The organism is Sphingobium sp. YBL2 (assembly GCF_000943805.1).
GTDB lineage: Bacteria > Pseudomonadota > Alphaproteobacteria > Sphingomonadales > Sphingomonadaceae > Sphingobium > Sphingobium fuliginis.
In genome coordinates, this window is record NZ_CP010954.1 from 2,554,123 (window position 1) to 2,567,353 (window position 13,231).

Genomic DNA, 13,231 nt, shown 5'->3' on the forward strand with positions numbered 1-13,231 from the left:
AGCCGCCATTTTCAGGCCTTTTACCCGCCTCAAAAATCATTCGCCTGTCCCGGAAAAGTTGATATAGTGATTCCCAAACCGCGCGTGAGCGGTGGATTCTGCATGTCATTCGCCCGACATGCTTGTCTGGTTTAGTCTGGGGCGAAGCGAAAGTGACCAACAGGGCATGAGTTTTGATAGAGGTCGCCGCGGCGGGCGCGGCAAGGACAAGCGCGACAGTTTCGGCGACGACAGTTTCTATGAAGGCGGCCGTGGCGGCTTCGGCGGTGGGTTCGACCGCGGCGGTTTCGGTGGTGATCGTGGTGGCTTCGGCGGCGGCGACCGCTTCGGTGGCGGCGGCGGTGGTGGCTTCGGCGGCGACCGTGGCGGTTTCGGCGGCGGCGGCGGTGGCGGCGGCTTTGGCGGTGGTCGCGGCGGCGGCGGCGGCGGCGGTTTCGGCGGCGGTGGCCGCGGCATGCCCGCGCAGGTCGTCGGTGAAGGCACCGGCGTGGTCAAATTCTTCAACGGGCAGAAGGGCTTCGGCTTCATCGTCCGCGACGATGGCGGCGAAGACGTGTTCGTCCACATCAGCGCCGTCGAGCAGGCGGGCCTGACGGGCCTCGCCGAAGGCCAGCCGCTCGGCTTCACCCTGGTGGATCGCGGCGGCAAGGTGTCGGCCACCGATCTCAAGATCGAGGGCGAACCGCTCCCCGTCACCGAACGCGCCCCCCGCGAACCCCGCGCCGGCGGCTTCGGCGATCGTCCGGGCGGCGGCGACCGCGGCCCGCAGCGCCAGCTCACCGGCGAACGCGCCAGCGGCACGGTCAAGTTCTTCAACGCCATGAAGGGCTTCGGCTTCATCCAGCGCGACGACGGCCAGCCCGACGCATTCGTGCACATCAGCGCCGTAGAACGCGCCGGCATGAGCGCCCTCAATGAAGGCGACCGCCTCGACTTCGAACTGGAAGTAGACCGCCGCGGCAAATATGCGGCCGTCAACCTTCAGACGAAGGCCGACTAAAGAACAGCCTGCCCGCTTTAGGGAGAGGATAAAAGGGGTCGCCTGCCCGGCGGCCCCTTTTTTGTTTCATGCTAGGTTTGATAGGCAGCTTTGCGCCTAATCCGGTCATTCAGCGTTTCGAGATGCACCCTCTATCAGCAGCGTCCCGAGTGTTTGCTCGCGGCGCAAAATGGCCCCTCCAGAGGACGATATCTACTGTCGCTCTTGCCCCATCCTAAATAGTAGCTTTAATTGCAGTATGTATCTGAAACAGGCAGTCATCGAGAACAGTGGTCCGCTCCGGCGGATCGACCTAGATCTTGCGTTCAGCAGCGAGGGCGCCCCGAGACCTATTGTGCTCGTTGGAGCTAATGGTGGCGGAAAGACGAATATCTTGTCTCTCATCACTGATGCGCTCTTTGAGGCCGCTGCTGTGCACTATGAGAACGTGCTTCCTGCCAGAGGTGCTGGCCGAGCTTGGTTCAGGGTGGTCGGCGGTCGAACGACCACAGTGGGCACACTTGGCGGATTCACGCTTTTGCGGTTCGAGCATGGCGGTGAAAGCCTTATTTACAAAGAGAAGGCTGGCACCGTCGATCCAGTTCAAGCGAGGGAAAGGGTGTCCGCTGATCTCGCTGGGGCTGTCAACTGGCCGACGGAAGGCTCAGTGAAGGAGTTTCCTGTCGGGGACGAAGTATCACGCCGCATCTTTGGGGACGGGGTTTATGCCTACTTCCCGTCCAGCCGGTCCGAAATACCGTACTGGCTCAACAGGGAATCGTTGCCGGAGACTGAGTTCGATGTGTTTGCCGCATTCGCTAAACGTTTGCGGAAACCTATTTTCGTTGAGCGGAGCCTTGACCAAATAAAGCAATGGCTGATTTCCGTTATCCTTGAATCCAGAGCGCACATCGGTTTGGCAGTCGGCCCGGAACAAGCCTTGCAGCTTCAAGTCAGGGGCGACGTGAACGCAACACTGATGTCGGAATTGGTACTCGCCCAATGCAACTTGGTTCTACGTCGCGTACTTGACGACGAAGATGTCAGATTTGTTTGGTTGGGGAGAAAGTCGCCCGATAAGCTCGCAGTCGCGCGAGGAGATGAGCTTTTCCTGCCCAACCTCGATGCCCTTTCGGGAGGACAGTCGATTCTGTTGGGTCTTTTTGGCACGCTTCTGCGGTATGGGGATCAATCAAGCAGTGGTCATGCGCTCGATCTCGCGTCGATTGAAGGAATCTGCATTGTCGATGAGATCGACTCGCACATACATGTCGATCTTCAACATCGAATTTTACCCTCGCTGATTAAGCTATTTCCTCGCGTTCAATTCATAATTTCAAGCCATTCACCGTTGTTCGTGCTGGGAATGGAGAAGGAGTTCGGTACCGACGGTTTCCAGCTCGTCGAAATGCCCGGCGGGCATTCCGTCACTGCTGAAACCTACTCTAAGTTTGGCAAAGCGATGCAGGCTCTGACGGCGACCGAAGCATTCAATGAGAAGCTGCTTTCAGAGACAGCACAGACAGGCCTTCCGATCATATTCGTCGAAGGGGAAACCGACACACCTTACATTCGTCGCGCTGCTCAATTGCTCGGTCGCAATGAACTGCTTGAACGCTGTGATGTTCAGTGGATCGGCGCTAAGGACGAAAGCGGTCAAGGGTTTCATACCGGCAAGGCGGCACTTGACCATACCCTCGCGGTGCTTCGCGCAAATCCTAAGCTCTCGAATAGACCGATCCTTCTTTTATACGATAACGATGTGAATAAGGCCGATGCGGACCATGGCATTGTTTCAGTAATAAGCATGCCGACGAATGACGGAAACTCGAAAGTGCGGGCAGGAATCGAAAATCTCCTGGCGGAAGCATCCATTACCGAGGCTGATTATGAGGCGATTGAAAGCCGGAAGCCGAATGGGGATGTTCTCACTCGAAAAACTCTTCGCAAGGCTGAACTATGCCAGAGGATGTGCGAGCATGGGACGGGCGACGACTTTGTAGCGTTCGGTCCCGCACTCGACAAAATCGAGGCGTATCTCAACAAGGTAGCGCCGCAAGCGGGTGATGAAGTAGGGCCAGCACCGGCAGAGGCTTAACTTGCGGTAGACTCCGAACACCGATTTTTGCGTCCATGCTGGGGAAGCTGCCTTTCCGGTTCCGGCCAAAATCCCCTCAAACCCGCCGAAACGGAAACGGCGCCACCGTCCGCTCATAGCCATGCAGATCCAGCGCCCGCGTCACCGGCGGCAAAGCGCGATCCGGACACCCCCGCCGCTCGCACAGATGGCAGGTCGGCCCCACCCCGGTCGCCGCGCCCTTCTCCAGATCGATCCCGTCGGCATGCACGATCCGCGCCCCATGCTTCGCCTCGCAGCCCAGCGCGATCACCGACCGCCCCCGCGCGCCGCCCTCCTTGGGCAACCCCACCGTCAGGCTGACGAAGCGCCGCCCGTCCACCGTCTCGATCAGTTGCGTATGCACCGCATCCGGCGCCTGCCCCTCATGCGCGTCCCAGCGCGGGCAGGTGCCCCCCAGCCGCGCAAAGGGCCACGCCTCCCCGTCGAAGCGCTTCGACACGATGCCCGCCCGGTCCACCTTCGCCATGAAGAAGGGCACGCCCCGCGCCCCCGTCCGCCCCAGGCTGGTCAGCCGATGCGCCAATTGCTCCATCGACACGCCGAAGCGCGCCCGCAGCAGCGGCAGGTCGTGCCGGCTCTGCTCCGCCGCCTTGGCGAAACGGTCATAGGGCATGATCAGCGCCGCCGCCGCATAGTTGGTGAGCGCGATTCCGGCGAGGCGGCGGCTGTCCTCGTCCGGCGGCCCCGCCCGCGTCACCTGCCCGCTTATGGCGTCCGCCAGTTCCTGCGCGCAAAGCTGATAGGCCACCGCGAACAGCCGCCCCGAAGAGGCCAGCCGCTCGCTCAGCAACAGCCGCCGCCGGTGCATGTCATAATGGCGCAGCGTTCCCGCCAGTACATCCTCCCGCACGATCTGCACGGCCATGCCATGCCGCTCCTTCAGCCGCGCCCGGATGCCCGCCTGCAAGGCCGATGGATCGTCGCCCAGTTCCCCCGCCAGCGACTCCGCCGCCGCATCCAGCTCCGCGAAATGATTGCCCGCCCGCGCGATCGTCTCGCGCAGCCAGTCGAGCGGCGCATGCAGCGGCGCCACGCTCCCCGGCGCCCCCGCCAGTCCGGACGCCACCTGCTCCGGCAGGCGCCGCAAATCGCTGAGCGCCCGGTAAAATCGCCTGATCGCCTCGCTCACCCCCGGATAATTTTCCGCGACCTCCAGCACTTCGTCGCGGGCGATGCCGATGTCGCGCACCAGCGCGTCGGACAATATCTCCCCCAGCGCGCTGGCGGCCCCTTCCTGCGTGCTGGCGACGAAATCGCGAATGTCGATGTCATAGACATTGGCCAGCCGCAGCAGCATCTGCGCCGTCAATGGCCGCTGATTGCGCTCCAGATGGTTGAGGTAACTGGGCGACACCCCCAGTTCCTCCGCCATCCGCGTCTGGTTCAGCCCCAGCTCCCGCCGCAAAACCCGCAGCTTCGGCCCCAAATAGAGTTTCCGATCATCCGCCATACTGTCACTATGTCAAAAAATGACAACATGAACAAGTCACCGCATGACACCGCTTCACTAATCGGCCTTCATTGACCGACTCGTTCATGGTTTGATGCGTCATCCCAACGGAAAGGAAGACCCATGGAAACGACCGAAGCACCCCAGCCCGCCCGCTCCCGCGCGGTTTTCTCCCAGGAGGATTTCGGCCTGATCCGAACCGCCATCGCCCATTATCTGCGCGAGGTTCAGGACAAGCCGGAATCTGTCAAATACGCCAATCTCTACCACCGCCTCGGCCGGGTGAGCTGAGCGTTTCAGGGTTCAGGAGAGGGAAGGGCGCGGCGGAAAAACCGACCGCGCCCTTTTCCCGTCAGAACAGCCGCGTCAGCCCGTAAAAGGCCGCGCCGATCACCGCCGCCGCCGGCAGCGTCACCACCCAGGCGACGATGATGCTCGACGCCACGTTCCACCGCACCGCCGACAGCCGCCGCGAAGCCCCGACGCCCACGATCGCGCCGGTAATGGTGTGGGTCGTCGACACCGGCACGCCCAGATGCGTCGCCAGGAACAGCGTCAGCGCCCCGCCGGTCTCCGCGCAAAATCCCTGTCCGGGCGTCAGCCGCGTGATCTTCGACCCCATGGTGTGGACGATCTTCCACCCGCCCAGCAGCGTCCCAAGGCCCATCGCCGCCTGACAGCTCAGCACCACCCAGAAGGGCACATGGAACCCGCCCGTCAGCATGCCCTGCGAATAGAGCAGCACCGCGATGATCCCCATCGTCTTCTGCGCATCATTGCCGCCATGCCCCAGCGAATAGAGCGACGCCGACACAAGCTGCATCTTGCGGAACACCCGGTCCGCCCCCTGCGGCGTGAAGCGCCGGAAAATCCAGCTCACGACCAGCACCAGCAGCAATGCCAGCACCAGCCCGATGGCGGGCGACAGCACGATGGCGGCGCTGGTCTTGAACACCCCGCTCCACACCACCGCGGAAAGTCCCGCCTTGGCCGTCCCCGCGCCCAGCAACCCGCCGATCAGCGCATGGCTGCTGGAGGAGGGGATGCCCAGCCCCCATGTGATGAGGTTCCAGGCGATGGCCCCCATCAGCGCGCCGAAAATCACCGCCGGATCGATGATGCTGGCGTCGACAATGCCCTTGCCCACGGTCTCCGCCACATGCAGCCCGAAGAAGAGGAAGGCGATGAAGTTGAAGAACGCCGCCCAGGCGACCGCATATTGCGGCTTCAACACCCGCGTCGACACGATGGTCGCGATCGAATTGGCGGCGTCGTGCAGCCCGTTCAGGAAATCGAACAGCAGCGCGACCCCGATCAGCGCGATCAGCAGCGGAAAGGCGATATGGGCTTCCATCTATCTGCTCTGGCCGGATCAGGCGTGGTCGATGACCAGGCCGGAAATCTCGTTGGCGACATCCTCGAACCGGTCCGTCACCTTCTCCAGATGGCTGTAGATTTCGTTGCCGACGACGAAATCCATCGGATTGCCCTGCCGCGCCTGATTGTAGAGCGCTTTCAGCCCCGCCTCATGCAGGATGTCGGCATGCCCCTCCAGCTTCACCAGCCGTTCGGTCAGGTCATGCAGCCGCGCCGAATTCAGGTTCAGCGACCGCAGCAGCGGCATCGCCTCCGCCGTGATCCGCGCGCATTCGACGATCAGGGCGCTCATGTCCTGCATCTGCGACGGAAATTCCTTCACCTCGAACAGCGCGATGGCTTTCGCCGTCTGGTTCATCTGGTCGATGGCGTCGTCCATCACCCCGATCAGCCCCGTAATGGCGCTGCGGTCGAACGGCGTCACGAAGATGCGGCGCACATCCTGCAGCACTTCGCGGATGATGTCGTCCGCCTCATGCTCCCGGTCCGAAATCTCCTTGATGTGGGCGTCGATGTCCGGCCCGCCCTTCAGCAGCTTGGCGAGCGCATCGGCGCCGGCGACCAAAGTCGCGGCATGATCCTCGAACTGCTCGAAAAAGCGCCCTTGCTTGGGCATCAGCGCGTGAAACCAGCGCAGCATTCCAGTCCTTTCGCTTTGCCATTCCTTGACCCGCAGCAACGTCCGCACGAACAGGCCCGGGTCCCGGGGCGGTTCGCGGAAAGCGGCGATGATGGATTGCAGATCGGGTTCGTCGACAGCCTTTGCAGCTTCGGCAACGGGGAACCAACGCAGTTCCCGCTGCCCTTGTTCGGGCCATTGCGACAACTGGCCCGTCACCGCAAGCGGGAAAACCTCGACCGTCGCCTCTTTCGTGTCGCCCCGCCGCCGTTTCTTGTCATAGCGATAGCGGCCGAGCGGCGCGGGGCAGGCAATGCCGTGAATGCCCGCCTCTTCATAAGCCTCCAGCTCTGCGGCGCGGTGGCCGGCCATGCCCTTGATGCGATTGCCCTTGGGAATCACCCAGCGCCGCGTATCGCGAGAGGTGATCAGCAGGATACGCATCGACCCGTCGGGGCCGGTCGAATAGGGAAGGGCGGCGATCTGACGCATTCAGCCGCCCTTATACGCCCGCCGGCGCATCCGATCGAGTTTCGCCCACCCCTGGTCCATCCGCGCCTTGTAACGAAATCGTCACATTGCGCAATCAACCAGGTTATCAGATCGACAGGCGGGCCGTCAGGCGGATGTCCCGTCCCGCCAGGGGGGCGTAATCCTTCAGGAAACTGGCCGCCCGCCGCGCCTCCACATCGAAGATGTTGTTGGCGGAAAGGGTGATGGTGGTCCGGTCATTGCCCTTGAGCGGCTTGAAGGAGAGCGAGGCGTTGACCAGCGTGAAACCGTCGGTCGGCGTTTCGGTGTCCGCGATGCGGTTCTGGGCGAAGCTGCGCTCGACCTCGCCCCGCAGGCTCAGCCGGTCGCCCTGCAATTCCACGCCGCCCAGCAGGCGAAGCGGGGGTATGCGCGGCGCCGGACCCGATCCGACGATGGTGGCGCGCACATAGTCGGCCACGCCATCCAGGTTGAGGGCATAGCCGCCGATCTGCCCCAGCTTCACCGTGCCTTCCGCCTCAAAGCCGAGATAGCGAGCATTCGCCTGCAGATTCTGGTAGCAGGGGAAATCCAGCGGTTCTCCGCCATTGGCGGCCATGCAGACGCTGTCGTCGGCCAGCGTATCGTAGATATAGCCGTCGAACCAGTTGTGATAGGCGGAAAGCGAGAGGGTATAGCCATTGCCCTGGCCGCGCAGCGTGCCTTCGATGCCCCAGCTCTTTTCCAGCCCGAAATCGGGATTGCCGAGTTCAAAGGCCTGCGTTCCCGCATGGTTGCCGCGGGCGAACAGCTCCTCGGCCGAAGGAGCGCGCTCCGTGCGGGACAGGTTCAACCCGACCCGCCAGCCCGGAGCGAGTTCCTGGCTGATCCCCAGCGAACCGGAAAGTGCATTGAAGCTGCGATGATAGGCGGGATTGAGCAGCGTCTCGTCCGCATCGGCCCCGACCCGCGTATGTTCATAACGCCCGCCCAGCTCGACCCGGGTGGTGCCGAGGTCGAAGGATTGCAGCGTGAAGAAGCCCAGTTGCTCCGTCTCGTTGCGCGGCAGGAATTTTTCTTCCCCCACCACGTGGAAGTTGCGTGCAAAGAACTGCGCGCCGATCGCGCCGTCCCAGCCGCCGCGCCTGGCCTGAACCAGTTCCAGCCGGGATTCGATCGACTGGTTGTAGAATGTCGTGCCGACCTCGCCCGTCTCCTCTATCTCCTGATGCTGATAATCGGCGAAGCCCGCGCGCAGGCGGATCGATTCCAGGAAGCCGCCATTGACGGGCAGTTCGGCGCGCAGGTCGGCCCGATCCTGCTTCATGTGCAGCCGCACCTTTTCCGCTTCGCCATCGGGATCGAGCGAATAGCGGACCGGCACGCCGTAGAAATTGTCGGTATGCGCCACCGAAAAGCCCAGATTGCCGCCATCGGTGATGAGCGCCGCGCCGCCCGCCACCTCCCATGTCCGCGCCGCGCTGTTGGGCAACTTGTCGCGCAGGGTGGCAAGGTCGCGGATTTCCGGATCGCTGCTGGCGTTCGCCTGGGCCCGCAGGGCGGGGGTCAGGATATAGCTGCCGGTGTCCAGATCGCCGCTCTTGGAATAGCTGCCGTCGAAATGGACAACGAACTTGTCACCGATGGGGGCCTCGATCTCGCCCGACCCAGTGCGTTCATTGGCTGCGCTGCCATAGGTGGCGATGCCGTCGACGTGGATCGGTTCGTCCGGCACGCGGCGGGGGATGCGGCTGTCGATCACATTGACCACGCCGCCAATGGCGGAGGAGCCGTAGAGCAGCGCCGCAGGGCCGCGCAGCACCTCGATCCGGTCGGCGGTGAGGGGATTGATCGCCACGGCATGGTCGACGGAGGTGTTCGACACGTCGAAGCTGCCGATGCCGTCGGTCAGGATGCGCACGCGCTCGCCCTGGAAGCCGCGCAGCACGGGGCGGGAAGCATTGGGGCCGAAGGAGGTTGCCGAGACGCCGGGCTGGTGCGCCAGAGTGTCGCCGATGGTGGGGCGCAGCGCCCGGGTGAGTTCTTCGCCGGATACGACCGACGTTCCTGAAAGAATATCGCCCTGCCGGCGTGGAATGATGGCGGTGACGACGATGTCCGCTCGTTGATCATGATAGGCTTGGGGCGCCGCGTCGGCGGGTGCGTCCTGAGCGAAGACGGGAAGGGCGGCAGACAATGCGGAAAAGGCGCAACCGGCACGCAACAGTGCGGAACGATACATTCGGTTCGTCATCCTTGAATGGGAGGAGATGTGCTCTCCTATCTGAAATGATATAGCATATCAATACTGCTCGGCGCGGGATCGATCGCTTGCCCGCGAAATCGGCTCAGCCAGTCGCAGCGGACGATCAGAGAAAGAGGAATTCCGCCAGTGCGGCAACCGCAGCCGGGCTTTCCGGGCGGAGAGCCTGCCGCACTTCGATGGCCGGGAGCGGACGTTCGAGCGCGACCCGCCTGATCCCGGTCATCCGGCCCAGGTCGCGGGCGAGGGGGCCGAAGGCGGCGAAGCAGCCCGCCCCTTCGCGCAATATGGTCATGATGTCGAACAGATTGTCGGTTTCCAGCACCGGATCGCCCAGCCGGACGCCGCCGCGCAGCAGCGCCTCGTCGATGATCCGCCGCAGGCCGTTGCGCGGCTCCATCGCCAATGTCGGCATGGCGGCAAGCTCTCCGGTCGCAACGCTGTCGCGGCGGGCGAGCGGATGCTCCGCGCCCGCATAGAGGTTGATCTGCTCCGACCAGCCATAGCGGGAGGATGGCTCATTCGTCTCGCCCAACGCATAGAAATAGGCGATGTCGGCCTTTCCCCGGCGGAGCGCCCAGGCAGCTTCGTCGGCCAGGTGGATCGTCAGGTCGAGCGTGATGGCGATGTCGTCATTCGCGGCCTCGAACGCGGCCAGCGCTTCCTGGAAATGGCCGAAGACCGGGGCGGGCGCGGCCAGGACGATGCTTTGCCGCGATGGCGCCGATTCCGACGGAGGGGTGGCGGGGATCATGCCGTCCGCCTGATCGACCCCCCAGTTTTCCGGCTGATCCTGCGACAACAGGGTCATGGCCTCCGCCGTTTTCCGGCCCGCAGCGGTCAGGCGCGGGGCGCCGGCAAGATCGTCGAAGAGGCGGTAGCCCAGACGCAGCTCCAGCGAGGCCAGATCGCGCGCGACATCATCGGGCGTGATCCCCAGATCGCTGGCGCAGCGCGAGAGGCTGCCCGATGCCACCATCTGCGCGAATATATCCAACTGGCGCAGGGAAGGCGTGGCCATGGCCCCTGATAGTGCAAATATCGCGCGGGGTTAAGGCCGATATTGGGTGAATATCGCTTTGGCATATTGACGAAGGCCGCCCAAAGATGGCAGGGCGCTCAGCCTGACGGGCGGGTATAGCTCAATGGTAGAGCACTAGCCTTCCAAGCTTGTGATGCGGGTTCGATCCCCGCTACCCGCTCCATCCCCTCATGGAGGCCCGTCCACGCCCATGGGCGACATCGTCAATCTACGACAGGCGCGCAAGGCGAAGGCTCGGGCGGATAAGGAACGCCAGGCGCAGGGCAATCGCGTCAAATTCGGCCGCACCAAGGCGGAACGTCTGGCGCAGTCAGCGGAAGAAGAACGGAACAGGCGGCTGATCGAAGGCGCGCGCCGTGACAATAGGGATGATAGTCCCAAATAATAGATCGCTGATTCTGAACCACAGGCAAGAATATAAAGTCTAAAACATCATCCATCAAAATGAACGAATGTTCATATTGGCCCTGTTCTGATCATTTCGTCGGCCCTTTGGCTCGATTGATCGGGAATAGCCTTCAGGCTTTGCGCTGAATCGTGAGGCTCGCGGGTTTGATCATGGCTATGACTGGAAACATTCGCTCACTTCGCCCCGCCAGGGCCGCGATTGCCGCTGTTCTGGCTTTCAGTTCGCCTCCGCTGCTCGCGCAGACCATCGTGCCGCCGAGCCAGCCGGTGATTGTCAATCCAGCCGCGGAACCGGAGCAACCGCCAGCTTCGTCCGCTCCGGCATTTGCGCCCGCGCAGCCTGTGGTTCAATCGACGCCTTCGGTCGAACAGCGGCTGGATGCCGCCATCGCGGCATCGCAGGCGGAGGAGAAGGCGCAGACTGCGGTAGCGGCTCCGGTGGAGCGGCGCGCACCAAGGCCAGCGACCCGAACGGCAGCGCGGACCGAGCCTGTCGCGTCCCCGCAACGCGCTACGGCCCCGGTACAAAGCGAAGCGCCTGTCCCGGCGCCTGTACAGGCGGCCGCTCCGCCAGCAGCCGCCGCTCCTGTCAGGCCGGCGCCGGTTCCTCCGTCGCAAGCCGGGATCGATCCCGCGCTGCTTTGGGCGCTGGGCGGCGGCTCGCTGCTGATGGCGGGCCTCGCGGGCGCTGCCCTGTTGCGCAGGCGCAAGCGTCGTGAGGAGCAGTGGGAAGGCGAGGAGCATTGGGAGGGCGAGGTGATCCAGCCCATGCCTGCGGAACCTGCTCCCGCCATGCCGCTGATGACGCCGCCGCCCGCGATTGCTCCTGCGCGGAGCGAGGAGGAAAGCAGCTTGGAAGCGATGGTGGCTGCGCCGCCCAGCCCGGAAAACCTGTTCCGAACCCACGCCAAGCGCATGACCCGCGCAAAATTCCTCCTCGCGCAGCGGCAGAAGCAGGCGGCGACCCCGGCGGCGGAGGAAACCATGGCAGCGCCGCCAGTATCAGCCAGGCCCGCGCCTGCGGCCACGCAGACGGTCTATCGTTTCGGTTCCGACCGGCGCCGCGACAGCGTCTTCAAGCCGCGGACGAGCTGAGCCCGATTCGATTCCTTGAGGGAAGGGGATGCCGGTTCCGATCGGCATCCCCTTCGTCATGCGATAGTTCCGCCGTTGCGGTTGCGTTGGATCGCCCGGCCTGATACCGGCCCGCCGGTAATTGCATGGCCGCCCAGGCCCGCTTCAAGGAAAGTTGCCCATGTCCGACCAGATCAACCGCATCGTTCTTGCCTTCTCAGGTGGGCTGGATACCAGCGTGATCCTGAAATGGCTGCAACAGACCTACCAGTGCGAGGTGGTGACCTTCACCGCCGATCTGGGACAGGGCGAGGAACTGGAGCCCGCCCGCGCCAAGGCGCGTCTGATGGGCGTCAAGGAAGAGCATATCTTCATCGATGACCTGCGCGAGGAATTCGTGAAGGACTATGTCTTCCCGATGATGCGCTCCAACGCGCTTTATGAAGGACTTTACCTGCTCGGCACGTCCATCGCCCGGCCGCTGATCGCCAAGCGGCAGATCGAGATCGCGAAGCAGGTCGGGGCGGATGCCGTCAGCCACGGCGCGACCGGCAAGGGCAATGACCAGGTGCGCTTCGAACTTGGCTATTACGGTCTCGCGCCTGACATCAAGGTGATCGCGCCCTGGCGCGAATGGGACCTCACCAGCCGCACCAGGCTGATCGAATTCGCTGAGAAGCACCAGATTCCGATCCCCCGCGACAAGCGCGGCGAAAGCCCATTCTCGACGGACGCGAACATGCTGCACACCTCTTCGGAGGGCAAGGTGCTGGAAGATCCGTGGGAAGAAACCCCGGACTATGTCTATTCGCGCACGGTGAATCCGGAGGATGCGCCCGACGCGCCCGAATATATCACCATCGATTTCGAGCGCGGCGACGGCGTGGCGATCAATGGCGTCGGCATGTCGCCCGCGACCTTGCTGGAAACGCTCAACGACTATGGCCGCAAGCATGGCATCGGCCGCCTCGATCTGGTCGAGAACCGGTTCGTCGGCATGAAGTCGCGCGGCATGTATGAGACGCCGGGCGGCACCATCTACCACCTCGCCCATCGCGGGATCGAGCAACTGACGCTCGACCGGGGGGCCGCGCACCTGAAGGATGAACTGGCGCCGCGCTATGCCGAACTCATCTATAACGGCTTCTGGTTCTCGCCCGAGCGCGAGATGCTGCAGGCGGCGATCGACTTCAGCCAGGAGAAGGTGACCGGCACGGTTCGCCTGAAGCTCTACAAGGGCGGCGTCTATGTCGTCGGCCGCAAGTCGCCCTATTCGCTCTACAGCGAGAAGGTCGTGACCTTCGAGGACGATGCGGGCGCCTATGACCAGCGCGACGCGGCGGGCTTCATCAAGCTGAACGCGCTTCGCCTGCGTCTGCTGGGACGCCGCGATCGTTGAATTTGATTG

At 63.4% G+C, this 13,231-nt stretch carries 11 protein-coding genes and 1 tRNA gene; 7 read left to right on the top strand and 5 right to left on the bottom strand.

Going from position 1 to position 13,231, the window contains the following annotated elements:
- Positions 1 to 166 precede the first annotated feature (166 nt).
- Positions 167 to 1,000 carry a cold-shock protein gene (locus TZ53_RS27765; RefSeq protein ID WP_044661372.1) on the top strand — a complete coding sequence of 278 codons (834 nt, stop codon included), beginning with the start codon at positions 167 to 169 and terminating at the stop codon, positions 998 to 1,000.
- 238 nt (positions 1,001 to 1,238) lie between these two features.
- Positions 1,239 to 3,077 (top strand): AAA family ATPase, encoded by a 1,839-nt coding sequence (locus TZ53_RS11720; RefSeq protein WP_044661373.1) that lies wholly within the window; start codon positions 1,239 to 1,241, stop codon positions 3,075 to 3,077.
- 76 nt (positions 3,078 to 3,153) lie between these two features.
- On the opposite strand, the gene TZ53_RS11725 is transcribed toward TZ53_RS11720, so the two are convergent.
- Positions 3,154 to 4,569, bottom strand: a complete 1,416-nt coding sequence (locus TZ53_RS11725) for a helix-turn-helix domain-containing protein (RefSeq protein ID WP_044661374.1) — start codon at positions 4,567 to 4,569, stop codon at positions 3,154 to 3,156.
- Between the two features lie 123 nt (positions 4,570 to 4,692).
- On the opposite strand from TZ53_RS11725, the gene TZ53_RS27145 reads away from it, so the two are divergent.
- Positions 4,693 to 4,860 carry a hypothetical protein gene (locus TZ53_RS27145; RefSeq protein ID WP_007682549.1) on the top strand — a complete coding sequence of 56 codons (168 nt, stop codon included), beginning with the start codon at positions 4,693 to 4,695 and terminating at the stop codon, positions 4,858 to 4,860.
- Between the two features lie 61 nt (positions 4,861 to 4,921).
- Here TZ53_RS27145 and TZ53_RS11730 read toward each other — a convergent pair whose 3' ends face one another.
- The 4 genes from TZ53_RS11730 to TZ53_RS11745 all read right to left on the bottom strand — a co-directional run bounded on the left by TZ53_RS11730 (position 4,922) and on the right by TZ53_RS11745 (position 10,320).
- Positions 4,922 to 5,923 carry an inorganic phosphate transporter gene (locus TZ53_RS11730; RefSeq protein ID WP_044661375.1) on the bottom strand — a complete coding sequence of 334 codons (1,002 nt, stop codon included), beginning with the start codon at positions 5,921 to 5,923 and terminating at the stop codon, positions 4,922 to 4,924.
- An 18-nt stretch (positions 5,924 to 5,941) separates the two neighbouring features.
- Positions 5,942 to 7,057: a DUF47 family protein gene (locus TZ53_RS11735; protein ID WP_044661376.1), complete on the bottom strand. Its 1,116-nt coding sequence runs from the start codon at positions 7,055 to 7,057 to the stop codon at positions 5,942 to 5,944.
- A gap of 106 nt (positions 7,058 to 7,163) precedes the next feature.
- Positions 7,164 to 9,278, bottom strand: a complete 2,115-nt coding sequence (locus TZ53_RS11740; RefSeq protein ID WP_044661377.1) for a TonB-dependent receptor domain-containing protein — start codon at positions 9,276 to 9,278, stop codon at positions 7,164 to 7,166.
- Between the two features lie 127 nt (positions 9,279 to 9,405).
- Positions 9,406 to 10,320, bottom strand: a complete 915-nt coding sequence (locus TZ53_RS11745) for a LysR family transcriptional regulator (protein ID WP_044661378.1) — start codon at positions 10,318 to 10,320, stop codon at positions 9,406 to 9,408.
- A gap of 110 nt (positions 10,321 to 10,430) precedes the next feature.
- On the opposite strand from TZ53_RS11745, the gene TZ53_RS11750 reads away from it, so the two are divergent.
- From TZ53_RS11750 to TZ53_RS11765, 4 genes are all read left to right on the top strand, one after another.
- A tRNA-Gly gene (locus TZ53_RS11750) sits at positions 10,431 to 10,504 on the top strand.
- Between the two features lie 27 nt (positions 10,505 to 10,531).
- On the top strand, positions 10,532 to 10,726 hold the full coding sequence (locus TZ53_RS11755; RefSeq protein WP_044661379.1) for a DUF4169 family protein: 195 nt from the start codon (positions 10,532 to 10,534) through the stop codon (positions 10,724 to 10,726).
- A 179-nt stretch (positions 10,727 to 10,905) separates the two neighbouring features.
- Positions 10,906 to 11,844 (top strand): hypothetical protein, encoded by a 939-nt coding sequence (locus TZ53_RS11760; protein WP_157009847.1) that lies wholly within the window; start codon positions 10,906 to 10,908, stop codon positions 11,842 to 11,844.
- A 160-nt stretch (positions 11,845 to 12,004) separates the two neighbouring features.
- Positions 12,005 to 13,222, top strand: coding sequence for an argininosuccinate synthase (locus TZ53_RS11765; RefSeq protein ID WP_025551103.1), 1,218 nt, complete (start codon positions 12,005 to 12,007; stop codon positions 13,220 to 13,222).
- The last annotated feature ends 9 nt before the right edge of the window (positions 13,223 to 13,231 follow it).